This window comes from Aeromonas sp. CU5 (assembly GCF_002586745.1).
Classification (GTDB): Bacteria; Pseudomonadota; Gammaproteobacteria; order Enterobacterales; family Aeromonadaceae; genus Aeromonas; species Aeromonas sobria.
On sequence record NZ_CP023817.1, the window covers coordinates 521,640 to 546,632 of the forward strand.

The following is a 24,993-nucleotide window of genomic DNA, read 5'->3' on the forward strand; positions in this document are numbered from 1 at the left end:
GCATGAGTTCAGACATGTCCCCCCCCTATATGACGGAAGGCGCCATGGGTAATGACAGAAGTGTGGTCGCCTATGCTCCCGCCTCCAGCGCTAACCTGAGCGTGGGATTCGATGTACTGGGGGCGGCGCTCGCCCCCGTGGATGGCTCCCTGCTCGGCGATCGGGTGCAGGTGAAAGTCGCTGATGTGCCTTTTGCGCTGTCCTCTGTGGGCCGTTACGCCCACAAACTGCCGGATGATCCGAAAAAGAATATCCTGTTCGACTGCTGGGTCGCCTATGGCGAGGCGCTGGAGAAGCGCGGTCTGACACTCAAGCCGCTGGCGATGGTGCTGGAGAAGAACCTGCCGGTCGGCTCGGGTCTGGGTTCCAGTGCTTGCAGCGTGGTGGCGGCCCTTGAAGGGCTCAACGCCTTCCACGGCGAGCCGCTCAATGAGCACGACATGCTGCTGCTGATGGGGGAGATGGAGGGTCGCATTTCCGGCTCTGTCCACTACGACAACGTGGCCCCCTGCTATCTGGGCGGCATGCAGCTGGTGCTGGAAGAGCACGGCGTCATTAGTCAGGGCATTCCGGTGTTTGACGAGTGGTACTGGGTTGTCTGCTACCCGGGCACAGTGGTCTCCACCGCCGCCGCCCGCGCCATTCTGCCAGCCCAATATCGCCGTCAGGATTGCCTCACCTATGGTCGCCGCTTGGCTGCCTTTGTCCACGCCAGCTACACAGGGCAGGAGGGGCTGGCTGCCAGCGTACTGAAAGACGTGATTGCCGAACCCTACCGCGCGGCGCTGATCGAAGGCTTTGCCGAAGTGCGGGCTCAGGCTGCCCAGAACGGGGCGCTGGCCACCGGCATCTCAGGTTCCGGTCCCACCGTGTTTGTGGTGATGAAGGATCTGGCGCAGGCCGAGCGGATGAAGGATTGGATGGAAGCACATTTCGTGCAGAACGAAGATGGATTTGCCCAGGTCTGCAAACTGGACATGGCCGGGGCACGGGTAACAGGAAGCGAGCTATGAATCTTTACAATATCAAGGACAACAGTGAACAGGTGAGCTTCGCGCAGGCGGTGCGTCAGGGTCTGGGTCGCGATCAGGGTCTGTTCTTCCCCGAAGTGATTGCGCCGCTGGCCGATGTGGATGCTCTGCTCGATCTGCCGCTGGCCGAACGCTCTGCCCGCATCATCAGCCACCTGCTGGGGGACGAAGTGCCCGCCACCAAGGTCAGCGAGCTGATCAATGCCGCCTTCACCTTCCCGGCGCCGCTGGTGAAACTCAAGGATGGCTCCGATCGCAAAATATATGCCCTTGAACTGTTCCACGGCCCGACCCTGGCGTTCAAGGATTTCGGCGGCCGCTTTATGGCCCAGTGTCTCGCGGCCTTTAGAACCAACGACAAGATCACCATCCTCACCGCCACCTCCGGCGACACCGGCGCCGCCGTGGCCCACGCCTTCTACGGGCTGGAGGGGATTGAGGTGGTGATCCTCTATCCCAAGGGCAAGATCAGCCCCTTGCAGGAGAAGCTCTTCTGCACCCTCGGCGGCAATATCCGCACCATCGCCATCGATGGCGACTTCGATGCCTGTCAGGCGCTGGTAAAACAGGCCTTTGACGACGAGGTGCTGAAAAAGGCCATTGGTCTCAACTCCGCCAACTCCATCAATATCAGCCGTCTGCTGGCGCAGGTTTGCTACTACTTCGAAGCAGTGGCCCAGCTACCGAAAGCCGACCGCGCCAAGGCGGTCATCAGCGTGCCGTCCGGCAACTTTGGCAACCTCACCGCAGGTCTTATCGCCAAGGCGCTGGGGCTGCCGGTGAAGCGCTTTATCGCCGCCACCAACGCCAACGATACCGTGCCACGCTACCTGAAAACCGGTCAGTGGGAGCCGCACCAGACGGTGGCGACTCTGTCGAACGCCATGGATGTTAGCCGCCCCAACAACTGGCCGCGAGTAGAAGAGCTGTGCCGCCGCAACGGCTGGGCGCTGGAAACCCTGGGCTCCGGCATGCGCAGCGATGCCGAGACTCGCGATGCCCTTAAACGCCTGCACCAGCTGGATTACCTGTGTGAACCCCACGGCGCCATCGCCTGGGATCTGCTGGGCGAACAGCTGGCTGAGGACGAAGTAGGGGTCTTCCTCTGCACCGCTCATCCTGCCAAGTTCAAGGAGTCGGTGGACGAGATCCTCAATCTCGATGTACCGCTACCCGGCCCGCTGGCCAAGCACGCCGAGCTGCCGCTGCTCTCTGTTAATTTTCCTGCGGAGTTTGCCCGGTTAAGGGCGTTTTTAGTGGGTTAAGCCGCTGAGCTGAGATAATCGATAGAAATAAAAATCCCCCGGTAACGGGGGATTTATTATGGTTTTTTGTCGTTAGTTTGTAATGAATGTATCTCTGGCAATATTTCCAATGGTATTGGTTGCTATAGAGTCCATACTGCCACCGATAATTCCTCCGACTAATGGCACAGCCTTCCCTAGATTGATTACACCTTTTTCACCAAATTTTGTGAATAGGCGGAAGCCAACTTTTTTATTAATTTCAATGAGGGTTTTTCCAGAGATATTTTTGATTGCATTGGTTGTTAGTTTAGTTCCAATAACAATGCCTGCATCCTTTATTATGTCTTTTGCTGCATTCCCAGTAAGGCATGCATATACCAAGGTTTTTACTCTATCATCCTTGATATCATGCCCGCCTATGTGAGCAATAGCTGCAATCATCCTTATTTGAACATACATTACGCTTGCGATGTTTGCGGGGATTGTGACCGGCATAGTTATAATGCCGCCCAAGCCAGATAAAAAACCTGAAGTGCCGGCTTTGGTATTTTGCCAACGAATAAGTGAGTTCGCCATGTCGACTGGAGAACTGTTCGTCTTCATATAACTATCAGCTAACTCTGAGGCGGAATCTAAGCCGGATACACCATTGATTGCTTTATCATAAGCCCAGTCAAGAGCTTGCATTACTTTACTTTCAGATAATTCATTACTCATAGTAGTATCTCTTTAAGTTAATGTATGTGTTTACTTAGGAGTGGTGTTGTTGAAATGTTAATTTACAGGAATCTCTTTTGTAGCGAAGGAATGTCAAGAATCACTTCATCTGAGAAAATGAAATTTAATATAGTGTTCTGAGTTTTTGCTTCGGTTGCATATGCTCGAAGCCATAGCTTTCGATCGTCAGCAGAGAGAACATACCCTTTTGATTCTTCTTGTCCTTGCAATCTATTAGGATAAGCCCATCCTCTTTTTTCTAACTTTGCAATAGTTATGATTAGATGAGCTAAATGAGGTTGCTCAGGTGATACTTCTTTATGAAATAATGGCCAAAATTCTTCATCTCCAGCATTGCCTGTAGCTCTAATGCCTGAAGCCCTCCATCCCTTTATCTTTGTCACTTCACTCAGGCTGTCATAAGGATGAGAGTGAAATGTGCCGACTAATTCTATATTTGGCCAATATTTTTCGAAAAACTTCTTTTTGGATTGGATTGATTCAAAATCTGGTTGCACCCAATTTTGATGTCTTAAAGCAGATGTTTCAACAGTTGCCATGGTAGATACAATTCGTGCCGGAAGGCTTCCCTTTTGAGGGATTGAATATCCCCATAGCAACCCAAAGGTTTCAAGGTTTTTATGAGATTTACCATTCAGATGAGCTCGATGTTCTATCTCATATGCTTCAATTGCAGTAGTGAATAGTTGTGGTACAACGTGATCTTCGATAGATATGTTTATATGCATTTTTAATCTCATTTCGTATGCATGATTAAGCGCAGTGCGAACAAGTTGGTTTCATTTTCATCATGGGTTACCATCATTATTTGGGTGTGTTGAAAGCCCGTTTATACATCTCGTATGTTGGGTTAAATCTTGTAGATTGGTAAAAAACGAAGTTGAGTCAAACATTTACCGAGAAAATTAAAATTAGCTTTTGATATTTTTTGACAAAATGCTTATCGTATTTTGGAAATTATATCTCCCGTTTATTGCAGCTTCGCTGCGCTCCGCGACAACCTACGAATTTTCAATCACTGTGCAAAACCCCACGCTACCGCCCGTGGATTACAGCATTCCAAAATGCGCAATTAACCAGCGAGGGCAGTAGCCCATCGCAACAATAGGCACCGGATGGCTATCATAAGCCTCGTCGATCTGGATGTGCCAGTCAGAAGATGACGTAACTATTGGAAAATTCACGTTTTATGCGCCAGCTCAAAAAATAGCAGCGGCACGATACAGGATTCCCATAGCCCTTGATTTTATTGGGGTTGGCGGGCGTGGCAGGAAAGTAGGGGGCAGACTTGCCGTCGGGGAAGGGCTGGCTGAGGGCAATCCCGCTTAGCCAATCGGCGCTATAGTGCGGGCGATGGTTGCTCTCTGCTCCGTCTCCCAAGCTGGCGAGGCGGGGGATCTGCGGCAACAATCAGCTGTTGCCATCACAGCCATTTGCAACACATCGTCATGCAAATATGACCATGCAGACACATCACCAGATAGAGGGGGGATCTCCCATGAAGCGTACCATCCTGTTCGGCCTGCTCTGCGGCAGCGTGCTGCTGGCCAATCCGGTCTTTGCCAACGACGCAGCCCAGTTGCAGTGCGAGGCGCAGGCTGCGGCCAAAAAGCTAAATGGCGCCGCCAAGACCAGCTTTGTCGGCAAGTGCGTGAAAGATGCCGCTGGCGCTGCGACCGGCGAGTGCGAGAAGGCAGCGGCTGACAAGAAGCTGGCCGGTGCGGCCAAGAACAGCTTTATCCAGAAGTGCGTGAAGACGGGCGCGGCGGTGGATCCGGCGGCCAAGTGCGAGAAGGCGGCGGCCGACAAGAAGCTGGCTGGTGCGGCCAAGAACAGCTTTGTCCAGAAGTGCGTGAAAGATAGCGCCGCCAAGTAAGGCATTTTCTCATCCGGTGTGTTTGCGGGGGGCCATCAGGCCCCCTGCGCTTTTTGGGCGCACTGATGGCGCAACGCACAAACCTTGTATCGGGGCGGCAATAGCGACACTATTGACTCCTTTTATGGGTTCCGCAGAGGTGCAGCCATGACCAGTCGTGACCGACCCGGTGCATGTTGGCGATGGCGGGATCATTCGCGAGATAAGAGGAGCAAAGCAGGATGATGGAAGGCAAGGCGTGGCGCTGGCTCAATGAGCCGGCCGAGTGGCACCAGACCAGCGATGGTTTGCAGGTGGTCACGGACAAACAGACCGATTTTTGGCGCAGCACCTGGTATGGTTTCGAGCGCCACAACGGGCATCTCTATGGCTGTGAGGTGGCGGGGGAGTTTACCTTTCAGGTCTGCGTCGAGGGGGAGTTCACCACCCTCTACGATCAGGCGGGATTGATGCTGCTGCAAGACGACGCGCACTGGCTCAAAGCGGGGATCGAATACAACGATGCCCAGCCGATGATCGGCAGCGTGCTCACCAATCCGCGCTCCGACTGGGCCACCGGCATTTTCACCGGCAATCCGCGTCGCTTCTGGCTGCGGTTGACCCGGCTGGCCGATTGCCTGCGTCTGCAATACTCCACCGATGGCAAGGTGTGGCCGCTGCTGCGCCTCGCCCCGTTCCCGCCCGGCGAGCGCTGCTTTATCGGAGTGATGTGCTGCACCCCGGAGCGGCAGGGGCTGGCGGTGCACTTCTCGGATCTGCGCCTCACGCCGCCCCTTGGCAAGGCGCTGCATGATTTGAGCTAGGCCAGCGTTTGTTGCCGTAGTGAAAGCGTTAACCGGCAGAGCGAACCATTTCATCGGCCCGTTGCGCCAGTGGCAGGGTCTATCGAGCGGGAGGGCTGTCGCCCTTCCGCTTTTTTATGCCGCTTGCCCGGTAGGTCAGGAGTGGCGGGTGACCGTGGCGGGCAAGCCACGTAGAAAACAAGGCAGCAAACAACGCAGCAGACAACAAGTTGCCGGAACTGGGATCTCGATCGGGGCAACAGGACTTTTGTCCTGCAAGGGGCGGCGGGGCGGGGGCTAGGATGCGCTCATCAACACGAGTCAAACTGGAGCACAACAATAATGACCGCTCATATCAATGCCAACCCGGGTGATTTTGCCGAAACCGTCATCATGCCGGGGGACCCGCTGCGGGCCCGCTATATCGCCGAGACCTTTCTGACCGATGCGCGCGAGGTGACCAATGTGCGCAATATGCTGGGCTACACCGGTTACTACAACGGCCAGCGCATCTCGGTGATGGGCCACGGCATGGGGATCCCCTCCATGGTGCTCTACGCTCACGAGTTGGTGAACGACTTCGGGGTCAAGCGCATCATCCGTATCGGTAGTCTGGGAGCGACCCAGCGCCACGTGCAGATGCGTGACGTCATTCTGGCGCAGGCGGCGGGTACCGATTCCCCGACCAACGCCAAGCGCAGCGCCGGTTACCAGATGGCTACTTCGGCTGACTTCGCCCTGCTGCACAAGGCGTTCACTCTGGCGCAGGAGAAGGCCATTCCGGTCAAGGTGGGCAATATCTTCACCGGCGATCTCTATTACGATCCGGACGAAAACCTGATCCCGGCGCTGGAAAAGTTCGGCGTGCTCGGCATCGACATGGAGGTGGCCGGTCTCTACGGGCTGGCTCATCAGCAGGGGATCGAGGCGCTCGCCATCCTGACGGTCTCCGACCACTGCCTGACCGGTGAAGAAACTACTGCCGAAGAGCGGCAGCTCTCCTTCAACCAGATGATCGAGCTGGCGCTGCACACCGCGCTGTAAGCGCCGCGGCCCAACCCTGCACGCACCCTGACCTTTATGAGAGACCCAATATGAACAATAAGCTCTCCCTCACTGCCATCAGCTTCCTGGCCAACTTCGTGATGGCCGGTTTTGCGACCCAGTTCGGCATGCTGATCGAACCCATCGCCGCCAAGTTTGGCGCCGATGTCAATCAGGTGGCCTCCATCTTCTCCCTGCTTAACGGCGGGGCGCTGGCGGGCACCATTGCCGCCTTCTTCCTCATCGAGAAGGTGGGGCTCAAGCGGATGACGCTGCTCTGCTACGGTCTGATCGCGCTGGCGGCGGCTTCGCTCCATCTGACCGGTTCCCTCTATGTGGTGATGGCGGCCATGACGGTGATCGGCCTGTGCGGCGGGGTGGGGCTCTGCATCGCGGGGACCCTGGTGGTCAGTGTCTGGAAGGCGCGGATCCAGAGCACCATGCTGGTGGTGCAGGATGCCACCTTCAACGTGGCCGGGGTGGTTTTCCCTCTCATCACCACTTACACCCTGACTCACGCCATGGCGTGGAGCTGGAGCTATCTGGCGGTGGGCGTGGTGGCGCTGGCCACCATGCTGGTGGCGGTGCTGACCAATTTTCGCAGCTGCGAGGCGGGGGGCGAGAGTGCCGGCAACGAACAATCGGAGTGGAACCTCGGCATCATCAGCGGCGGGCTGGGGCTCTTTCTCGGCATGCTGGCGCTTTACACCTTCCTCACCTGGGCGCCCATGTTCGTGAAGAACAAGTTCGGCATCCCCTTCGAGGAGGCGGGCAACATCATTACCCAGTACTGGACGGCGGCCCTGCTCGGCGCCCTGGTCTCTACCGCTATCGTGACCCGCATTCCGATCCGCACCTTCCTCTTGGTGATCATCACATTGGCGATGGGGATGACGACCTTGATCGTTACCACCGACAACCTGAGCCATCTGCCTTACCTCACCTATGGTTACGGCTTTGTCTGCGCCGCGCTCTACAACGCCTTTATCGCCTACGGGGTGTCGTTTGTGCGCCAGGCATCGAGCAAGAACGTCTCCTACATCCTTATCAGCGGCAGCGCGGGGGCCATGTTCAGCCCGGCCATCAGCGCCCTGCTGGAGCAGGTGATCGGCTTGCAGGCGGTGATGTACGCCATCCCGCTGATCTACGGCCTGATCCTTGCCATGCTGGTGGCCTCGCTGCGGATGGCCCGGCCCCAGCCTTGTCTGGCCTGATGTAGGGATTGAATAGCAAGAGGGGCGGTATCGACCGCCCCTCTTTTTATCCTGTTATTGCACCCTGTTGGCGGGCGTTGCCTGCTTTGTTTATGGCTGTTCCAGAAACGCCTTGAGCCCCGCCAGATCGCGGATCTGCAATCCTTCTTCGCCGCGCTCCACCAATCCTTTATCCATCAGCTCTTTCACCGCCCGCCGGTAGACGCGGTCCGTGGTGCCGAAGCGCTCTGCCTCCTGATACCCCTTGCGAAAGCCGCTCACCGGGTTGTCGTGGCAGTGGCTGTGATAGAGGTCGAGGGCGATGTTGTAGCTGATGGGATAGAGCATGCGGCAGGTGAAGATATCCACCGTGTCCTGATAGTCGATGGCAATGGCCGTGGCGAAGAAGAGCGCCACTCTGGGGTGGGCGACCAGCGCCTGCTCCAGCCGTTCACCGTCGATGCGGGCCACTTCCATCGGCTCCTCGGCCATGATGTCGAGCTGGCAGCGGTAGCCGGTGAAGAACTCCATCTCGCCAAACAGCTGGTTATCACACTCCAGGGTGCCGAGCTGAAAGCGGCGACCGTTCATGGCGGTGTGGCCCATGGCGATGCGGCCGCTCGGCACCAGCACCAGATCCCGCAACGGCTCCCCCTGGCGCATCAGGGGCTCCCCTTCCGGGATAAGCCGCCGCTCCGTGATGCAGGAGCTGACCACCTGTTCGATCAGATCGTGGCCGGCCTGCCAGTGGGGCTGAAAGCGCCCCTTGAGAAGGGGTTTGAGTTGCATGAAGTGCGCGCGCCTGCTGAAAACAAACGGCTATTACACACGCTTGCATCGGGATATGCCAGCTCTCCCCATTCAACTCCCCCTAGCCCCCCAACCACGCCACACCAAGATGGCGGGTGATGATTCAGAAAGGCGGATCTGCATGGCGGGAATGGCCCTGTTTCTGGTCGTTTCAAGTGGCCGGTGGCGGGGGCATTTTGGTGTGTGATCCTGATCGCCAGTCCGCTCAATTGTTGCATCTTTGAAAAGACGTATCCCAATACTGTGTTAAGATGCAGGCCGCTTCATTGTCTCTGAAACTATCCCCATGCTGCTTCAAGTTCACAATCTGAGCTGCGTGCGCGAAGATCGCACTCTGTTTGAACATCTCTCTTTCTCGGTTTCACCCGGCGATCTGGTGCAAATTGAAGGCCCCAACGGGGTTGGCAAGACCAGCCTGTTGCGGTTGTTGACCGGGCTGTCACAGCCGTTTGCCGGTGAGGTGTGCTGGAATGGGGAGAACATTCGTCACTGCCGTGATGAGTATCATGCCGATCTGCTCTATCTGGGCCATCAGCCCGGTGTCAAAGCGGCCCTGACGCCCTTTGAAAACCTGACCTTCTACCAGCAGTTACATCATCCTGCAGATGCGGATGCCGACCTGTGGCAGATATTGGCACGGGTTGGGCTTGCCGGTTTTGAAGAGCATCCAACCGGGCAGCTTTCCGCTGGCCAGCAACGTCGGGTGGCCTTGGCGCGGCTCTGGTTGTCAGCCAAACCGGCGCTCTGGATCCTGGATGAACCCTTTACCGCCATCGACAAGCAGGGGGTCAAGGTGCTTGAACAGCTGTTTTTGGCCCACGCAGATCGGGGCGGCATGGTGATCCTCACTACCCATCAGGATCTGACCCTGATGCAGGGACGGCTGAAAACCCTGTCGCTGACCCCCTTCTCCTTGACGCCCCTGTTGCAGGAGTAACCCTATGTTGCGCGCCGCAATGCACCTGATCCGCCGTGAACTGTTGATGGCTCTGCGCCAGCGTTCCGATATTCTCAATCCGCTGTGGTTTTTCCTCATCGTTATTACCCTGTTTCCATTAGGAATTGGCCCGGAGCCCAAGCTGCTGGCCCGCATTGCCCCCGGCATTATCTGGGTGGCGGCGCTGTTGGCGGCGATGTTGTCGCTGGAGCGACTGTTTCGCGATGACTTCAGTGATGGCGCGCTGGAGCAGATGATGCTGATGCCCCATCCACTGGGATTGCTGGCGCTGGCGAAAGTGGTTGCTCACTGGTTGCTGACGGGATTGCCGCTGCTGCTGATCTCACCTTTGCTGGCGATCTTGCTGTCGCTGGATATGAACACCTATCTGGCGGTGGTCGCGACGCTGGCACTGGGCACCCCGGTGCTGAGCTTGCTGGGGGCGGTGGGCGTTGCCCTGACGGTTGGATTGCGCAAGGGCGGTGTCTTGCTGAGCCTGCTGATCCTGCCGCTCTATATTCCGGTATTGATTTTTGCTACCTCTGCCATCGATGCAGCGGGAATGCACTTGCCCTATGGCGGACAACTTGCCATCTTGGCAGCCATGTTGGTCGGCGCCCTGACGCTGACGCCGCTGGCCGTCTCGGCGGCATTGCGGGTCAGTCTTAACTGATGATGGGTTGGGCAGGAGAGAGGTGGCTCCGTACGGAGCATTGTGCTGAAAAATAAAGTTGCGATGGATCAAGGATAGTGCCGCTTATTGCTTTCGGGGTATTTGATGCCGTCCCGTGGTCGGTATGGTAGGCCTCGCCAAACGATTAATAACAAAAGGTTTTGTGAGCTATGTGGAAATGGTTGCACCCTTATGCCAAACCGGAGCGGGCCTATCAGCTGGCCGGTACCCTGTTGCCCTGGTTTGCGGTGATTAGTCTGCTCTCGTTTGTGATCGGTACCGTCTGGGGATTGGCGTTTGCGCCTGCGGATTACCAGCAGGGGGATTCCTTCCGGATCATCTATATCCATGTGCCATCCGCCATTCTCTCGATGGGGGCCTACTCCACCATGGCGGTGGCGGCCTTTATCGGTCTGGTATGGCAACTGCGGATGGCGGATATGACGGTGGCGGCCATTGCGCCGGTCGGCGCCGTGTTCACCTTTATCGCCCTCTTTACCGGTGCTGCCTGGGGCAAGCCCATGTGGGGCACCTGGTGGGTCTGGGACGCACGGTTGACCTCCGAGCTTATTCTGCTGTTCCTCTATCTGGGGGTCATTGCCCTCTACAACGCCTTTAGCGACAAGGTAGTCGCGGGCCGTGCCGCTGGCATTCTGGCACTGGTGGGGGTGATCAATCTGCCGATTATTCACTACTCGGTGGAGTGGTGGAACACCCTGCATCAGGGGGCCAGCATTACCAAGTTTGATAAACCCTCCATTTCCCCCGAGATGCTGTGGCCGCTGCTGATCATGATCCTGGCGTTTGCCGCGTTTCTTGGCGCCCTGACCCTGATGCGGTTTCGCAATGAGCTGCTGATGCGGGAGTGGCACCGCCCCTGGGTCAAACAGCTTGCCGAGCAGGAGAAGTAAGCATGCACTTTGCCTCTTTCAGTGACTTTATGGCGATGGGCGGTTACGCCTTTTATGTCTGGTTATCGTTTGGTATCACGTTCGCCTGCCTGATCGGCATCATTATTTCGACTCGTATCAAGACCCGCAGCCTGCTGGGGGAGTTGCGTAGCAAACAGGCCAGTGAGGCTCGTCGCATGGCGGCCCGGCAGATGGAGAACACCCTATGAACCCGAGACGCAAAAAACGCCTCACCATCATCCTGGCGATCAGCACAGGTTGCGCCCTGGTGATTGGGCTGATCCTCTATGCCCTCAGCCAGAATATCGACCTCTTCTATACCCCGAGCGAGCTGGTGCAAGGCAAGGGACCGGACAAGATCAAGCCGGAAGAGGGGCAGCGTCTGCGCATTGGTGGGCTGGTGGTGCCGGGCTCGGTGCAGCGGGATCCCCAGAGCCTCAAGGTGGCGTTCAAGCTGGTGGATAACGGTGGCCATCTGGTGACCGTCGAGTTTGACGGCATCCTGCCGGATCTGTTCCGCGAAGGGCAGGGCATTGTCGCGCAGGGCACCCTCAAGGATGCCACGACCGTGGAGGCGTTCGAGGTGCTGGCCAAGCACGATGAGAACTACATGCCGCCGGAAGTGGCCGATGCCACCAATGGCATGCATTTCAAACCCGAATATACCGAGGCGCAGTTGAAGGGAGCCAAGCCGTGATCCCTGCGGTGTTTGCCTTTTCTGCTTTGCTTGCCGTTCGTGATGCGGCTGTTGTCACCGTTCAATTGAAAGGAATCCCGTCATGATCCCGGAATTAGGTCAGTTTGCGCTGATCCTCTCCTTTGCTACCGCACTGCTGCTGGGGAGCTATCCGCTGCTTGGCGCCAGCTGGGGGCGTCTTGGCATGATGTCGGCGGCCCGCCCGCTCGCCTATGCCCAGTTTTTGTTGCTGCTGTTGTCGTTTCTCTGCCTGACCTGGGCCTTTATCGATAACGATTTTACCGTGCAGTATGTGGCCACTAACTCCAACAGCTTGCTGCCACTGGCTTATCGTATCTCGGCGGTGTGGGGTGCTCATGAAGGCTCCTTGCTGCTGTGGGTGTTGACGCTGGGAGGCTGGACTGCGGCGGTGGCCATGTTCAGTCGCCAATTGCCGCTGGATGCGGTGGCGCGTTTGCTGGGTGTATTGGGGCTGATCTCGGTTGGTTTCACCGCCTTTGTGCTCTTTACCTCTGATCCCTTTACCCGTACGTTGCCCTATTTCCCGGTGGATGGTCGCGACCTCAACCCGCTGCTGCAGGATCCGGGTCTGATCTTCCATCCGCCCATGCTCTACATGGGCTATGTGGGTTTCTCGGTAGCCTTTGCCTTTGCCATCGCCTCCTTGATGACCGGTCGCCTCGATGCGACCTGGGCGCGCTGGTCTCGCCCCTGGACCATGGCAGCTTGGGTATTCTTGACTCTCGGCATAGTGCTGGGCTCCTGGTGGGCTTATTACGAGCTCGGCTGGGGTGGCTGGTGGTTCTGGGATCCGGTAGAAAATGCCTCCTTTATGCCCTGGCTGGCGGGTACGGCGTTGCTCCATTCACTGGCGGTGAGCGAAAAGCGGGCCAGCTTCAAGGCCTGGACCGTGCTGCTGGCGCTCTCGGCCTTCTCGTTGAGCCTGCTGGGGACCTTCCTGGTGCGCTCCGGGGTGCTGGTGTCGGTGCATGCCTTTGCCTCTGACCCGACCCGCGGTCTGTTTATTCTCGGCTTCCTGCTGGCGGTGGTCGGTTCATCCTTGCTGCTGTTTGCCTTTAAAGGCTCTCAGGTGAAGAGCCACGGCAAGCACGATCTGTGGAGCCGCGAGACGCTGCTGCTGGCTAATAACATCATGCTGATGGCGGCGCTGTTGACCGTGCTGCTCGGCACCCTGTTGCCGCTGGTCCACAAGGAGCTGGGGCTGGGTAGCATCTCGATTGGTACACCTTTCTTCAACCACATCTATAGCTGGCTGATCATTCCGTTTGCCCTGTTGCTGGGGGTTGGCCCGCTGTTCCGCTGGCGTCGTCAGCAGTTGGGAGAGCTCAAAGGCAAGGTGATCTTCGCCTTGGCGCTGAGCCTGGCCACTGCCTTGGTGCTACCACTGACGTTTGCCGAGACCTTCAAGCCGTGGGCGGCGCTGGGGATTGGTCTGGGTGCCTGGATCATCATCACCAGCGTGCAGGAGACCTGGATCCGTGCCACCCACAAGCACCCGTTTCAGGTGGGGGTGCGCAAGCTGGGTAACAGTCACTGGGCGATGATTTTGGGCCACGTAGGGCTGGCGGTCAGCATCATAGGTATCGCTTGCACCCAAAACTACAGCATTGAGAAGGATCTGCGGATGCAGGCCGGTGATCGGGTGCAGTTTGCCGATTACGAGTTTGTCTTCACCGGGATCAAAGAGAAGAACGGCCCCAACTACGATGGCTTCAAGGGCGTGCTGGAAGTCCACAAGAACGGCAAGCAGGTGGCGCTGCTCAAGCCAGAGAAGCGGATGTATAAAGTGTCGCGAATGCCAATGACCGAAGCTGCCATCGATGCCGGTATCACCCGTGATCTCTATGCGGCGCTCGGCGAGCAGCTCGATAACGGTGCCTGGGCGGTACGGATTTACTACAAGCCCTTCGTGCGCTGGATCTGGTTTGGCGGTGTCTTTATGGCGATCGGTGGGGTGCTGTCGATGCTCGACAAGCGTTACCGTTTCGGCCGTCGTGAAGAGGAGGTCAAGGCATGAGCAAGAAGACCTGGTTATTCCTGATCCCCTTTATTGTGTTCCTGCTGGGGGCGGTGTTTCTGTTTAAAGGACTCTATTCCGATCCCACCAAGCTCGAATCCGTGATGGTTGGCAAGGAGGTGCCGGTGTTCACCTTGCAGGACATTTATGATCTGGACAAGCAGCATGACCGCACCATCCTGACCGGCCGCCCCATGTTGCTCAATGTCTGGGCCACCTGGTGCCCGACCTGCTACGGCGAGCATACCTACCTCAAGCAGCTGGCGGGGCAGGGTGTTCCTATCATCGGCATGAACTACAAGGATGAGCGCGACAAGGCGATCAAATGGCTGGCGGAGCTGGGCAACCCCTATCAGGTCAACCTCTATGATCCGGACGGTATGCTGGGGCTGGATCTGGGGGTCTACGGCGCGCCCGAGACCTTCTTTATCGACAGTCAGGGGATCATTCGCTATCGCCACGTAGGGGATATCAACCCCGAGAATTGGGCCGCGACCCTCAAACCCATCTTTGATGCCATGAAGTGAAGGTGAACCGGATGAGAGTAGTGATTGCATCCCTGCTGCTGGTGTTGGGATTGGCCATACAAGCCCCGGCCATGGCCGCCATCGATGTCTATACCTTCGACAGCGATAACCAGGAACAGATATTTCGTGAGTTAACCAAGGAGCTGCGCTGCCCCAAGTGCCAGAACCAGGATATCGCCGACTCCAATGCAGGGCTGGCCAAGGACTTGCGTGACAAGACCTACCAGATGGTGCGCGAGGGCAAGGATAAAGAGCAGATAGTGGATTACATGGTGGCCCGCTATGGCAACTTTATTCTCTATAGCCCGCCCCTGATGGCCTCCACCCTGATCCTGTGGCTGGGCCCCTTGCTGGTGATCCTGATCGGCGGCGCTGTGGTCCTGATGCGCAGCCGCCGCGCTCCTGTGCCGACCAAGAAAACGGATAATGGCCTTAGTGAAGAGGAGCTGCGCCGTCTGGCCGAGTTGCTCAAAGAGGAAGAGAAACAATGACCGCCTTTTGGATAGTGATCGCGGCCCTGTTGGTGCTGGTGAGTCTGGTGTTGGTGGTGCCGCTGTGGCGTGGTGAAGGCAAGCAGAGCATTAGTCGTTCGGCGCTCAACAAACAGCTCTATCGCCAGCGGCTGCTGGAGATTGGCGAAGAGCGCGAGCAGGGTGTACTGGCCGAAGAGTCCGATTCGCTGGTCGAGCTGCAGCGCAGCCTGCTGGATGATATTCCCGATGTGGAACAAACCGCACGGGGTGGCAAGAGTCTGATCTGGATCCCGGGTGTGCTGGTGCTGGTGGTGGTGAGCCTTGGGCTCTACTACAAACTGGGCTCCTGGCAGGAGGTGAGCCGCTGGCAAGATGCCAGCAGCCGTCTGGGGGAGCTGAGCAATCGCATTCTGGTGGAGCGGGACGCCCAGGTGACCGAGCAGGATCTGCTGGATTTCACGCTGGCACTGCGTACCCGTCTCAAGGCTGAACCGAATGACTATCGCGGCTGGTTACTGCTGGGGCGCTTGGCGCTTGATGGCAATGATCCCGAAATGGCCAGCGAAGCGCTGGAGCGGGCCTATGGGTTGGCACCACAAAAGTCGCTGGTGGCGGTGCCCTACGCCCAGGCGTTGATGATGACGGGGGATGAGGCGCAAGCGGATGCCCTGTTGCAGGCCGCTATCGCCCAGGATCCGGACAATATCGAAGCTCGGTCAGTCTATGCCTTTATGGCGCTGCAAAAAGAGGATTTCCAGACAGCATTGACCCGCTGGCAACTCATGTTGCCGCTGATGGAGAAAGGAACTCCCCGCTACGTGATGGTCGAGCGTTCCATGGAGTATGCCCGCGCGCAGCTCAAGCAACGGGGTATCGAGGTGACAAACGCTGGCGCAGCCAGTGAGCCCGATGTAGCAGGGCAGCAGTTTGCGGTGAAGGAGGGGGAGTTCCCCATCCATATCACCCTGGCGGCCGGCATTCAGCTGCCGGAAGATGCCCATCTGTTCGTCTTTGCCGTGGTGCCCAATGGTCCGCCCATGCCCATCGCGGTGAAGCGTATCGCCGGGCCAGCACTGCCGGTCACCCTATCGCTGGGTGATGGCGATGCCATGATGGAAGGCAGCAAGTTGGCCACCTACCCAGAGCTGCAATTCAAGGCACGTCTCTCCCGAGGCGGTAATGTAATGAATAAAGAGGGGGCCTTTGAAGGGGTATCTGTGCCGGTCAAGACGGCTGATATTCCCACCGCGCCGATTGACATCCGCATCGATCACGCCCTCTAATATGCCTTTGGATAACCCGGCCCCTGGATAGGGGCCGGGTTATCTATACTTCTGATAAATCAAAATAAAACGTCAGGACTCCCATATGCATTTTCGTTCAGGAACCCTCCTGTCAGCTTTATTGCTGGCTGGGTGTGCCGGTGGCCCCCCGAAACCAGGCCCAGAGAGCCTGGATCTTAATCCCGGTATCAATCATCCGGGCGCTACCAGTACGGCAGCCGATCCTCGTGACCCATTCCAAGGTGCCAACCGGGCAATGTGGGCGGTCAACTATGATGTGCTGGAGCCCTATGTAGCACGCCCTGTGGTACATGCCTATGCCCGCTACATTCCGGTGGGGGTGAAGGATGGCATTGCCAACTTTGTTGCCAACTTTGATGAACCGAGCAGCATGGTGAACCATCTGATCACTGGCGATTTGAAAGGGGCGGGAACCAACCTGGGGCGCTTTACCGTCAACACCACGGTCGGTTTGCTGGGGATCTTCGATGTGGCCAAACATGCCGGCCTCGAGCGCAACAAGCTGGAGATGGATACAGTACTGGGCAAGGCTGATATAGGTGATGGTGCCTATATCATGGTGCCTGTTTACGGCCCGACCACCACCCGTGAGCTGGTCGGCGATACGATTGATAGCCTCTATTTCCCCTATGCCTTGCTGACTTTCCCGATAAAGTTCGCACATTGGGCTCTGGATGGCTTGGGAAAACGTGCCAAGCTGATCGATCAGGAGCGGATCATCGACAATGCCCTCGATCCTTATGCGTTAACCAAGGATTTCTATCTGCAGTACAATCAGGGCAAGGTGACGGGCAAGCAGTCTGAGCTGACAGAGTCTCAGCAAGAGCAGGCTGATGATGCCAATCTCGATGAGTATATGGATGAGCTGGATCAGTAATCTCGACCAGTGAAGAGACAAGGCGCCGCTGGGCGCCTTTTGTATTTATGGCGCGGTTGTCTTGGCAGTCACCATAAAAAACGCCCCGCAGAGCGAGGCGCTTTGGCAAGAGGTGCTGATTAGGCTGCCAGGTTCTTGGCCGCGAATTCCCAGTTGACCAGAGTCCAGAAGGTTTCCATGTACTTCGGACGCAGGTTGCGGAAATCGATGTAGTAGGCGTGCTCCCACAGGTCAACGGTCAGCAGCGGGGTAGTACCCGCTTCGGTCAACGGGCAACCGGCGTTAGAGGTGTTGACGATGGCCAGAGAGCCGTCTGCTTTCTTCACCAACCAAGTCCAGCTGGAGCCGAAGTTGCCGATGGCAGATTTGGTGAAGGCATCTTTGAACTCGGCGAAAGAACCAAACGCCTTGTTGATGGCTGCGGCCAGATCGCCAGTAGGCTCACCACCGCCATTCGGGGAGAGGCAGTGCCAGTAGAAGGTGTGGTTCCATATCTGGGCGGCGTTGTTGAAGATGCCAGCGCTGGAGGTCTTGATGATCTCTTCCAGAGACTTGCCTTCAAACTCGGTACCCGGCACCAGATTGTTCAGGTTGACCACATAGGTGTTGTGGTGCTTGCCGTGGTGATATTCCAGAGTTTCCTGGGAGATGTGCGGTTCCAGAGCATTGATTGCATAGGGCAGAGCGGGAAGTTCGAATGCCATTTTCTACTCTCCATTGGCTGGTCCGTGCGAAAGCGACGGTTGCAAGACATTGCATACTCTTTTCTATATCTGAAAAGAGTTGTTTTTAAAATGATGGGGCTGGGTAGCCCAAAGCCAAGGGATTGTAGCAGCATCAAAGATGGCCTAACAACTCTTGATTGGCGCCATGATCGCGATCAAGCCCGCCTCTGTTCTTTGGGTAATTCGTTCATTGTCGGCCCTTTGTCGGGTTGTACTCGGACAAGATTGCAGTAGAATGACTGCCGAAATCGCTCTAGTGAGGCACCTATGGAAACTATTGAAAAGATTAAGCAGCAGCTGGCTGATAACCCCATCATTCTCTTCATGAAGGGCTCCCCAAAGCTACCAAGCTGTGGTTTCTCTGCCCAGGCCTCCCAGGCTCTGATGTCCTGTGGCGAGCCGTTCGCATACGTTGATATCCTGCAAAATCCGGATATCCGCGCCGAGTTGCCAAAATTTGCCAACTGGCCGACTTTTCCCCAGCTGTGGGTTGAAGGTGAGCTGGTCGGTGGCTGTGACATCATGATTGAGATGTTTCAGGCCGGTGAGTTGCAGGCCCTGATCAAGGAAACTGCCGCCAAGTACAAGCAGGATGACGCCGCCGCCGAGTAAGCGGACACCGTCATTACCTATGTTGTTAAAGGGAGCCATTATGGCTCCCTTTTTTATCGAATTGTGGCGCTTGGCGGGTAGCACAGCACCGATGTGGTGTGTTGATGTAAGGTAATAGAAAGTCGAAAAAGCATTAAAAATACTAATCATTAAATGGTTGTTCTTAAGTTGTTAATTATATAATTTCACTATCTTTGATAATATTTTCTAATCCATTTAGGATTCGGATGTTGCCGCTGTCACATTCTTTGATATTTTCACCACAAGCTAGTCTCTTTGCATGTTTTTTTGTGTTGATGCTCACATTAATTGCAGTTGATAAAATCTAGTATCCCTGCGTCCTGTGAAGTAAAACCCTACAAATTAATAAATAAAAAGAGATTTGCGATGAAGATGTATAGCAATCTGCCCATTGGTCTTCATGATATTACTGAAGCCAAAAAAAGACTGACCAATCATATATACAAGACCGCGCAACTACCCTCAAATTACATCAGTGAACGTTGTCATGGTGAGGTTTACCTCAAGCTTGAAAACATGCAGCGTACAGGCTCTTTTAAAATTCGTGGTGCTTTCAATAAACTCAGCTCATTAAGTCTGGAAGATCGACAAAAAGGTGTTGTCGCCTGTTCTGCGGGTAACCATGCTCAGGGCGTATCACTCTCCAGTGCCATGCTTGGTATTGATGCCAAGGTGGTCATGCCCTGCTGTGCCCCCAAATCAAAAATTGCAGCAACCAGTGATTATTCAGCCAAAGTGATCCTCCATGGCAATAGTTTCAATGACACCATTGCCAAAGTCAGTGAAATAGTTGAAATGGAAGGTCGGGTATTTATTCCCCCATTCGATGATGCCAAAGTGATTGCAGGCCAGGGAACCATTGGTCTGGAGATTATCGAAGACTTGTATGATGTCGATAACATCATAGTGCCGATTGGTGGTGGTGGTTTGATTGCCGGTGTGGCGATGGCGATTAAATCAATCAATCCGACAATCAGAATTATCGGTGTGCAATCTGAAAATGTGCACGGTATGGCAGCCTCTTTCTATGCCGGCACCATCACTAATCACAGAACCAGCAGCACCTTGGCAGATGGTTGTGATGTAGCAAGACCCGGTTCCATGACCTTTGAAATCGTCAAGCAGCTGGTTGATGATATTGTTCTGGTTTCTGAGGATGATATTCGTCACAGCATGGTCGACATGATCCAGCGTAATAAAATCATCACCGAAGGTGCGGGGGCGCTCGCTTCTGCAGCACTGCTAAGTGGTAAATTACAGCATTATGTTGAAGGTAAAAAAACCGTCTGCATTATTTCGGGTGGCAATATCGATCTTACCCGTATAGTCGAGATAATCGAACAGAACAATATTCCTCAATTTAGCCTGTAAGGAATGCGGTCATGATATTAGACAGTGTCGTTACTAGCAGCAAAGATAAAGAAAATACCCGCGCTTGGCGTAAAACAGATACAACCTGGGGGTTGGGCCTATTTGGTACTGCAATCGGTGCCGGGGTGCTATTTTTCCCCATCCGGGCTGGATATGGTGGCTTAATCCCGATATTGATTATGATGGTGCTTGCCTATCCGATAGCATTCTATTGTCATCGGGCTCTCGCCAGATTGTGCCTCTCTGGCAGTAACCCTTCCGCTAATATCACCGAGACCGTCGAAGAGCATTTCGGCAAGATGGGCGGTGTGGTGATTACCTTCCTCTACTTCTTTGCTATCTGCCCCCTGCTCTGGATATATGGTGTCACCATTACCAATACCTTTATGGCATTCTGGGAGCATCAACTGCAAATGGTGCCGCTCAATCGGGGTGTGGTCGCCCTTGGGCTCTTGCTAGTCATGGCGTTCGTCATCTATTTCGGTAAAGATCTGATGGTTCGCGTGATGAGCTATCTGGTGTTTCCTTTTATTGCCAGTCTGATCATCATCTCGCTCTCGCTGGTGCCTTACTGGAACAGTGCGGTATTTGACCAGGTCAATCTGAGTGAAATATCCCTGCTCGGTCACGATGGTATTCTGGTTACCGTCTGGCTTGGCATCTCCATCATGGTCTTCTCCTTCAACTTCTCACCGATTGTTTCCTCTTTCATCGTCTCCAAGCGGGAAGAGTATGAGCACGAGTTCGGTCGCGATTTTACCGATAAGCGCTGCTCCAAAATCATCTCCGGTGCCAGCATGTTGATGGTTGCCGTGGTGATGTTCTTCGCCTTCAGCTGCCTGTTTACCCTGTCACCGCAAAACATGGCAGAGGCCAAGGCCCAGAATATTCCGGTGCTCTCCTATCTGGCCAACCACTTCTCCTCGATGACTGGCAGCAAGTCTACGTTTGCCACCACGCTGGAGTATGCGGCGTCCATTATTGCGCTGGTTGCTATCTTCAAGTCTTTCTTTGGCCACTATCTGGGGACCCTGGAAGGGTTAAACGGCTTGATCCTCAAGTTTGGCTATCAAGGTGACAAGACCAAGGTCTCATCGAAAAAGCTTAACATGATCAGCATGCTGTTCATCATGGGCTCCACCTGGCTGGTCGCTTATGTCAACCCCAACATCCTTGACCTGATTGAAGCAATGGGCGCGCCCATTATCGCCTCTCTGCTCTGCCTGCTGCCGATGTATGCTGTGAGCAAGACGCCAGCACTGGCAAAATATAAAGGTCAGGCCAGCAACCTGTTTGTCACCATTATCGGTGTGCTGACCATCCTGAATATTGTTTCCAAGCTGTTCTGAAAACCCTTTCTGCAAGTCATTAACCATTCAGGCCCCCCTGGCGGGGTCTGGATGGTGCAGTCTGACGCGATCAATCAGCGGTTTTTGTTGGCACAAATATTTGTGTCATCGGCAAGGCTATCCGTTATTTGACCCGCTGTTTAAACACCTGGGCGAAATGCCCTGACTGCAGTGACTCGACCCTATTTATATCGAGGCAATGTAATGAAGTTTGATTCGTTGGTTCTGGTTATCAATTGCGGCTCCTCATCGGTAAAATTCTCCGTACTGGATAGTCAATCCTGTGAAGTGGTGATATCCGGTATGGCGGATGGTATTGAAACGGCCCATCCTCAATTAAAAGTAGACAAAGAGCCTGTCACCCCCTTACCTGAAAATAGCCACACCTGTGCATTGGCTGCCATCGCGGCGGAATTGAAAAAACGAGATCTGCTGGATGCCATTGCACTGGTTGGTCATCGCATTGCTCATGGTGGCAGTGAATTTAGCGAAGCCGTGATCATTGATGAAAATGTCTTGGCTAAAATAAAGCAGGTGTCACCCTTGGCCCCTCTGCACAATCACGCCAATCTGAGCGGCGTGATTGCGGCTCGTCAGTTATTTCCGACACAACCCCAGATTGCGGTATTCGATACCGGCTTTCATCAGACCTTGAAGCCGGAAGCTTATATCTATGGGCTGCCTTATCAATATTTGCAGGATTACGGTGTGCGCCGTTATGGCTTCCATGGCACCTCTCATCGCTATGTCGCCGAGCAGGCGGTCTCTTTCCTTGGGCTAAATGGTAACGATGCCGGTCTGGTGATTGCCCATCTGGGCAATGGCGCCTCTATTTGCGCGGTGCAGGATGGCAATAGCGTCGATACCTCGATGGGGATGACGCCGCTGGAGGGGCTGATTATGGGCAGTCGCAGCGGTGATATTGATTTCGGTGCGCTGGCCTATATTGCCAGCAAGACCGGGCAATCCATCGAGGATATCGAGCGGGTCTTGAACAAGCACTCCGGCTTGCTCGGTATTTCCGGTCTCTCTTCCGATATGCGGGTGCTGGAGGCGGCTTATCACGAAGGTCATCCCGGGGCGAAATTGGCGATCCATGCTTTTGTTCACCGTATTGCCCGCCATATTGGCGGCCATGCCACCTCATTACGCCAGCTGGATGCCATTATTTTCACCGGCGGTATTGGCGAGAACTCGGCCTTTATCAGACAACTGGTGTGTGAGCGCATGCAGGTATTTGGCATCGCCATGAACGAGGAGTTGAATAAACAACCTAATGCCATGGGATGCCGCGTTATATCAGCACGCTCTTCAGCAATGTTTGCAGCGGTTATTCCGACCAATGAAGAGAAAATGATCGCGTTGGATGCCATTCGTCTGGGTCAACAGATCCGTCAGGCCGAGTGTGTCTGAATATTTCAACTGTAATGTCATGAATCGTGAATGAGGTTTATTGAATGAAAATTGATGTGCAATTGGAGCAGGATAGTTATATCCAGGCATGGCAAGGTTTTGCCGGTGAAAACTGGAAACATGAAATCAACGTTCGTGATTTCATCCAGCAAAACTATACCCCGTATGAAGGTGACGAACAGTTTCTGGCGGATGCCACCGAGACGACCACCACCTTGTGGAACAAGGTGATGGAAGGGATCCGCATCGAGAATGCGACCCACGCGCCAGTCGATTTTGATACCAATATTGCCACGACTATTACCGCCCACGGACCCGGTTATATCGAACAGGGGCTGGAAAAAATCGTTGGCCTGCAAACCGACCAGCCGCTGAAAAGAGCACTGCACCCGTTTGGTGGTGTAAATATGATCAGAAGCTCTTTTGAGGCATATGGTCGGGAGATGGATCCTGAATTTGAATATACCTTCAGCGAATTGCGTAAAACCCATAATCAGGGGGTGTTCGATGTCTACTCTCCCGAGATGTTGCGCTGCCGAAAATCGGGGATTTTGACTGGTTTGCCGGACGGTTATGGCCGTGGTCGGATTATCGGAGATTATCGTCGGGTTGCACTCTATGGCATAGATTATCTAATTCGTGAGCGGGAGCTGCAGTTTGCCGATCTGCAACCGGCCCTCGAACGTGGCGAGCAGCTGGAGCAGGTGATCCGCCAGCGCGAGGAGCTGTCCGAGCACCAGCGGGCACTGGTGCAGATCAAGCTGATGGCGGCGAGCTACGGCTGCGATATTTCCGGCCCGGCCCGCACGGCCCAGCAGGCGGTGCAGTGGCTCTACTTCGCCTATCTGGCGGCGGTGAAGTCGCAAAATGGCGGGGCCATGTCCCTCGGTCGTACCGCTACCTTCCTCGACATCTATATCGAGCGTGATTTGAAGGCGGGGCTGATCAGCGAGCAGGACGCCCAGGAGCTGGTCGATCACTTCATCATGAAGATCCGCATGGTGCGCTTCCTGCGCACCCCGGAGTTTGACACCCTCTTCTCCGGCGATCCCATCTGGGCCACCGAGGTGATCGGCGGCATGGGGCTGGATGGTCGTACTCTGGTGACCAGGAACGCCTTCCGTTACCTCCATACCCTCAAGACCATGGGGCCAGCGCCCGAGCCCAACCTCACCATCCTTTGGGCGGAAGGGCTGCCGCGTGCCTTCAAGACCTATGCGGCCCGCGTCTCCATCGATACCTCATCCCTGCAGTATGAGAACGATGACCTGATGCGCACCGATTTTGAGAGCGATGACTACGCCATCGCCTGCTGCGTGAGCCCCATGGTGATCGGCAAGCAGATGCAGTTCTTCGGTGCTCGCGCCAACATCGCCAAAACCCTGCTCTACTGCATCAATGGTGGGGTGGACGAGAAGCTGAAGATCCAGGTCGGCCCGAAAGTGGCGCCCATCATGGACGAGGTGCTGGATTACGACACAGTTATGAGCAGCCTCGACAGCTTTATGGATTGGCTGGCGGTGCAGTACATCAGCGCGCTGAACCTTATCCACTTCATGCACGACAAATACAGCTACGAAGCCTCGCTGATGGCGCTGCACGATCGAGATGTCTATCGCACTATGGCCTGCGGCATTGCCGGTCTGTCGGTGGCGGTCGATTCGCTGGCGGCCATCAAGTACGCCAGGGTCAAGCCGGTGCGCGATGCTGACGGGCTGGCGGTCGATTTCGTGATTGAGGGGGAGTATCCCCAATACGGCAACAACGACGAGCGGGCCGACTCCATCGCCTGCGATCTGGTCGAGCGCTTCATGAAGAAGATCCAGGCGCTGCCGACCTACCGCAATGCGGTGCCGACCCAGTCGATCCTGACCATCACCTCCAACGTGGTGTATGGCCAGAAGACCGGCAACACCCCGGATGGTCGCCGCGCTGGCGCGCCGTTTGCGCCGGGGGCTAATCCGATGCACGGTCGGGATCGCAAGGGGGCGGTCGCCTCGCTCGCTTCGGTGGCCAAGCTGCCGTTCAAATATGCCAAGGACGGGATCTCCTACACCTTCTCCATCGTACCGGGGGCGCTCGGCAAGGAGCCCGCCAATCGCGAGAACAATCTGGTGGGGCTGATGGATGGCTACTTCCATCACGAGCGGGATGTGGAAGGGGGTCAACACCTCAACGTCAACGTGATGAACCGCGAGATGCTGCTGGATGCCATCGACAATCCGGACAAGTACCCCAGCCTGACCATCCGGGTCTCCGGTTATGCGGTGCGCTTCAACGCCCTGACCCGCGAACAGCAGCAGGATGTGATTTCCAGAACCTTTACCAACATGATCTGACTTAT

The 24,993-nt window shown here is 55.5% G+C and carries 25 protein-coding genes; 21 read left to right on the forward strand and 4 right to left on the reverse strand.

Going from position 1 to position 24,993, the window contains the following annotated elements; all coding sequences use genetic code 11:
* The first annotated feature begins 2 nt into the window (after positions 1-2).
* Both thrB and thrC read left to right on the forward strand, forming a co-directional pair.
* Positions 3-1,013: a homoserine kinase gene (gene thrB, locus CK911_RS02350; RefSeq protein ID WP_172953941.1), complete on the forward strand. Its 1,011-nt coding sequence runs from the start codon at positions 3-5 to the stop codon at positions 1,011-1,013.
* A complete protein-coding gene (gene thrC, locus CK911_RS02355) occupies positions 1,010-2,296 on the forward strand; it encodes a threonine synthase (protein ID WP_098968847.1) in 1,287 nt (428 codons plus the stop codon). The genes thrB and thrC overlap by 4 nt, the downstream gene beginning before the upstream one ends.
* A gap of 72 nt (positions 2,297-2,368) precedes the next feature.
* On the opposite strand, the gene CK911_RS02360 is transcribed toward thrC, so the two are convergent.
* Together CK911_RS02360 and CK911_RS02365 are read right to left on the reverse strand one after the other, a co-directional pair.
* Positions 2,369-2,995, reverse strand: coding sequence for an EcsC family protein (locus CK911_RS02360; RefSeq protein WP_098968848.1), 627 nt, complete (start codon positions 2,993-2,995; stop codon positions 2,369-2,371).
* A 62-nt stretch (positions 2,996-3,057) separates the two neighbouring features.
* Complete coding sequence (locus CK911_RS02365; RefSeq protein WP_098968849.1) at positions 3,058-3,744, reverse strand: hypothetical protein; 687 nt, start codon at positions 3,742-3,744, stop codon at positions 3,058-3,060.
* Positions 3,745-4,514: 770 nt separating this feature from the next.
* Between CK911_RS02365 and CK911_RS02370 the strand changes: the two genes are divergently transcribed.
* From CK911_RS02370 to tsgA, 4 genes are all read left to right on the forward strand, one after another.
* The gene (locus CK911_RS02370) at positions 4,515-4,892 is read left to right on the forward strand and encodes a hypothetical protein (RefSeq protein WP_005338113.1); all 378 of its coding nucleotides are present in this window, start codon (positions 4,515-4,517) and stop codon (positions 4,890-4,892) included.
* A 221-nt stretch (positions 4,893-5,113) separates the two neighbouring features.
* Positions 5,114-5,695: a DUF1349 domain-containing protein gene (locus CK911_RS02375; protein WP_098968850.1), complete on the forward strand. Its 582-nt coding sequence runs from the start codon at positions 5,114-5,116 to the stop codon at positions 5,693-5,695.
* Between the two features lie 321 nt (positions 5,696-6,016).
* Entirely contained in the window at positions 6,017-6,718 is a 702-nt protein-coding gene (gene deoD / locus CK911_RS02380) for a purine-nucleoside phosphorylase (RefSeq protein WP_098968851.1), read from the forward strand.
* Positions 6,719-6,768: 50 nt separating this feature from the next.
* Complete coding sequence (gene tsgA, locus CK911_RS02385; protein ID WP_098968852.1) at positions 6,769-7,932, forward strand: MFS transporter TsgA; 1,164 nt, start codon at positions 6,769-6,771, stop codon at positions 7,930-7,932.
* A gap of 90 nt (positions 7,933-8,022) precedes the next feature.
* Here the strand turns inward: tsgA and CK911_RS02390 are convergent, their stop codons facing one another.
* On the reverse strand, positions 8,023-8,700 hold the full coding sequence (locus tag CK911_RS02390; RefSeq protein WP_098968853.1) for a Crp/Fnr family transcriptional regulator: 678 nt from the start codon (positions 8,698-8,700) through the stop codon (positions 8,023-8,025).
* Between the two features lie 307 nt (positions 8,701-9,007).
* Here CK911_RS02390 and ccmA point away from each other — a divergent pair, with 307 nt between their 5' ends.
* The 10 genes from ccmA to CK911_RS02440 all read left to right on the forward strand — a co-directional run bounded on the left by ccmA (position 9,008) and on the right by CK911_RS02440 (position 17,158).
* A complete protein-coding gene (ccmA, locus tag CK911_RS02395; protein WP_042020688.1) occupies positions 9,008-9,658 on the forward strand; it encodes a cytochrome c biogenesis heme-transporting ATPase CcmA in 651 nt (216 codons plus the stop codon).
* A gap of 4 nt (positions 9,659-9,662) precedes the next feature.
* Positions 9,663-10,331, forward strand: a complete 669-nt coding sequence (ccmB, locus tag CK911_RS02400; protein WP_042020690.1) for a heme exporter protein CcmB — start codon at positions 9,663-9,665, stop codon at positions 10,329-10,331.
* A gap of 170 nt (positions 10,332-10,501) precedes the next feature.
* Positions 10,502-11,242 carry a heme ABC transporter permease gene (locus CK911_RS02405; protein ID WP_098968854.1) on the forward strand — a complete coding sequence of 247 codons (741 nt, stop codon included), beginning with the start codon at positions 10,502-10,504 and terminating at the stop codon, positions 11,240-11,242.
* Positions 11,243-11,244: 2 nt separating this feature from the next.
* Complete coding sequence (ccmD, locus tag CK911_RS02410) at positions 11,245-11,451, forward strand: heme exporter protein CcmD (protein ID WP_042020694.1); 207 nt, start codon at positions 11,245-11,247, stop codon at positions 11,449-11,451.
* Positions 11,448-11,939 (forward strand): cytochrome c maturation protein CcmE, encoded by a 492-nt coding sequence (gene ccmE / locus CK911_RS02415; protein ID WP_098968855.1) that lies wholly within the window; start codon positions 11,448-11,450, stop codon positions 11,937-11,939. Before ccmD ends, ccmE begins: the two co-directional genes overlap by 4 nt.
* A gap of 82 nt (positions 11,940-12,021) precedes the next feature.
* Positions 12,022-13,977 (forward strand): heme lyase CcmF/NrfE family subunit, encoded by a 1,956-nt coding sequence (locus CK911_RS02420; RefSeq protein WP_098968856.1) that lies wholly within the window; start codon positions 12,022-12,024, stop codon positions 13,975-13,977.
* Complete coding sequence (locus tag CK911_RS02425; RefSeq protein WP_042020699.1) at positions 13,974-14,504, forward strand: DsbE family thiol:disulfide interchange protein; 531 nt, start codon at positions 13,974-13,976, stop codon at positions 14,502-14,504. The genes CK911_RS02420 and CK911_RS02425 overlap by 4 nt, the downstream gene beginning before the upstream one ends.
* 11 nt (positions 14,505-14,515) lie before the next feature.
* Positions 14,516-14,995, forward strand: coding sequence for a cytochrome c-type biogenesis protein (locus tag CK911_RS02430; protein ID WP_098968857.1), 480 nt, complete (start codon positions 14,516-14,518; stop codon positions 14,993-14,995).
* Positions 14,992-16,260 (forward strand): c-type cytochrome biogenesis protein CcmI, encoded by a 1,269-nt coding sequence (gene ccmI, locus CK911_RS02435; RefSeq protein ID WP_098968858.1) that lies wholly within the window; start codon positions 14,992-14,994, stop codon positions 16,258-16,260. Before CK911_RS02430 ends, ccmI begins: the two co-directional genes overlap by 4 nt.
* Before the next feature lie 85 nt (positions 16,261-16,345).
* Positions 16,346-17,158, forward strand: a complete 813-nt coding sequence (locus CK911_RS02440; RefSeq protein WP_068977053.1) for a VacJ family lipoprotein — start codon at positions 16,346-16,348, stop codon at positions 17,156-17,158.
* 119 nt (positions 17,159-17,277) lie between these two features.
* Here CK911_RS02440 and sodB read toward each other — a convergent pair whose 3' ends face one another.
* Positions 17,278-17,862 carry a superoxide dismutase [Fe] gene (gene sodB, locus CK911_RS02445; RefSeq protein ID WP_042020706.1) on the reverse strand — a complete coding sequence of 195 codons (585 nt, stop codon included), beginning with the start codon at positions 17,860-17,862 and terminating at the stop codon, positions 17,278-17,280.
* A gap of 288 nt (positions 17,863-18,150) precedes the next feature.
* On the opposite strand from sodB, the gene CK911_RS02450 reads away from it, so the two are divergent.
* From CK911_RS02450 to pflB, 5 genes are all read left to right on the forward strand, one after another.
* Positions 18,151-18,495 (forward strand): Grx4 family monothiol glutaredoxin, encoded by a 345-nt coding sequence (locus tag CK911_RS02450; protein ID WP_042020708.1) that lies wholly within the window; start codon positions 18,151-18,153, stop codon positions 18,493-18,495.
* A 387-nt stretch (positions 18,496-18,882) separates the two neighbouring features.
* Entirely contained in the window at positions 18,883-19,887 is a 1,005-nt protein-coding gene (gene tdcB / locus CK911_RS02455) for a bifunctional threonine ammonia-lyase/L-serine ammonia-lyase TdcB (RefSeq protein ID WP_042020711.1), read from the forward strand.
* An 11-nt stretch (positions 19,888-19,898) separates the two neighbouring features.
* Positions 19,899-21,236: a threonine/serine transporter TdcC gene (tdcC, locus tag CK911_RS02460; protein WP_098968859.1), complete on the forward strand. Its 1,338-nt coding sequence runs from the start codon at positions 19,899-19,901 to the stop codon at positions 21,234-21,236.
* 171 nt (positions 21,237-21,407) lie between these two features.
* Positions 21,408-22,649 (forward strand): propionate kinase, encoded by a 1,242-nt coding sequence (gene tdcD, locus CK911_RS02465; RefSeq protein ID WP_301337400.1) that lies wholly within the window; start codon positions 21,408-21,410, stop codon positions 22,647-22,649.
* Positions 22,650-22,693: 44 nt separating this feature from the next.
* Positions 22,694-24,988, forward strand: coding sequence for a formate C-acetyltransferase (gene pflB / locus CK911_RS02470; protein ID WP_098968861.1), 2,295 nt, complete (start codon positions 22,694-22,696; stop codon positions 24,986-24,988).
* The last annotated feature ends 5 nt before the right edge of the window (positions 24,989-24,993 follow it).

Excerpts from the sequence above, each read along its gene's own strand:
- thrB (WP_172953941.1), top strand. The coding sequence starts at position 3 with ATGAGTTCAGACATGTCCCCCCCCTATATGACGGAAGGCGCCATGGGT.
- thrC (WP_098968847.1), top strand. The coding sequence starts at position 1,010 with ATGAATCTTTACAATATCAAGGACAACAGTGAACAGGTGAGCTTCGCG.
- CK911_RS02360 (WP_098968848.1), bottom strand. The coding sequence starts at position 2,995 with ATGAGTAATGAATTATCTGAAAGTAAAGTAATGCAAGCTCTTGACTGG.
- CK911_RS02365 (WP_098968849.1), bottom strand. The coding sequence starts at position 3,744 with ATGCATATAAACATATCTATCGAAGATCACGTTGTACCACAACTATTC.
- CK911_RS02370 (WP_005338113.1), top strand. The coding sequence starts at position 4,515 with ATGAAGCGTACCATCCTGTTCGGCCTGCTCTGCGGCAGCGTGCTGCTG.
- CK911_RS02375 (WP_098968850.1), top strand. The coding sequence starts at position 5,114 with ATGATGGAAGGCAAGGCGTGGCGCTGGCTCAATGAGCCGGCCGAGTGG.
- deoD (WP_098968851.1), top strand. The coding sequence starts at position 6,017 with ATGACCGCTCATATCAATGCCAACCCGGGTGATTTTGCCGAAACCGTC.
- tsgA (WP_098968852.1), top strand. The coding sequence starts at position 6,769 with ATGAACAATAAGCTCTCCCTCACTGCCATCAGCTTCCTGGCCAACTTC.
- CK911_RS02390 (WP_098968853.1), bottom strand. The coding sequence starts at position 8,700 with ATGCAACTCAAACCCCTTCTCAAGGGGCGCTTTCAGCCCCACTGGCAG.
- ccmA (WP_042020688.1), top strand. The coding sequence starts at position 9,008 with ATGCTGCTTCAAGTTCACAATCTGAGCTGCGTGCGCGAAGATCGCACT.
- ccmB (WP_042020690.1), top strand. The coding sequence starts at position 9,663 with ATGTTGCGCGCCGCAATGCACCTGATCCGCCGTGAACTGTTGATGGCT.
- CK911_RS02405 (WP_098968854.1), top strand. The coding sequence starts at position 10,502 with ATGTGGAAATGGTTGCACCCTTATGCCAAACCGGAGCGGGCCTATCAG.
- ccmD (WP_042020694.1), top strand. The coding sequence starts at position 11,245 with ATGCACTTTGCCTCTTTCAGTGACTTTATGGCGATGGGCGGTTACGCC.
- ccmE (WP_098968855.1), top strand. The coding sequence starts at position 11,448 with ATGAACCCGAGACGCAAAAAACGCCTCACCATCATCCTGGCGATCAGC.
- CK911_RS02420 (WP_098968856.1), top strand. The coding sequence starts at position 12,022 with ATGATCCCGGAATTAGGTCAGTTTGCGCTGATCCTCTCCTTTGCTACC.
- CK911_RS02425 (WP_042020699.1), top strand. The coding sequence starts at position 13,974 with ATGAGCAAGAAGACCTGGTTATTCCTGATCCCCTTTATTGTGTTCCTG.
- CK911_RS02430 (WP_098968857.1), top strand. The coding sequence starts at position 14,516 with ATGAGAGTAGTGATTGCATCCCTGCTGCTGGTGTTGGGATTGGCCATA.
- ccmI (WP_098968858.1), top strand. The coding sequence starts at position 14,992 with ATGACCGCCTTTTGGATAGTGATCGCGGCCCTGTTGGTGCTGGTGAGT.
- CK911_RS02440 (WP_068977053.1), top strand. The coding sequence starts at position 16,346 with ATGCATTTTCGTTCAGGAACCCTCCTGTCAGCTTTATTGCTGGCTGGG.
- sodB (WP_042020706.1), bottom strand. The coding sequence starts at position 17,862 with ATGGCATTCGAACTTCCCGCTCTGCCCTATGCAATCAATGCTCTGGAA.
- CK911_RS02450 (WP_042020708.1), top strand. The coding sequence starts at position 18,151 with ATGGAAACTATTGAAAAGATTAAGCAGCAGCTGGCTGATAACCCCATC.
- tdcB (WP_042020711.1), top strand. The coding sequence starts at position 18,883 with ATGAAGATGTATAGCAATCTGCCCATTGGTCTTCATGATATTACTGAA.
- tdcC (WP_098968859.1), top strand. The coding sequence starts at position 19,899 with ATGATATTAGACAGTGTCGTTACTAGCAGCAAAGATAAAGAAAATACC.
- pflB (WP_098968861.1), top strand. The coding sequence starts at position 22,694 with ATGAAAATTGATGTGCAATTGGAGCAGGATAGTTATATCCAGGCATGG.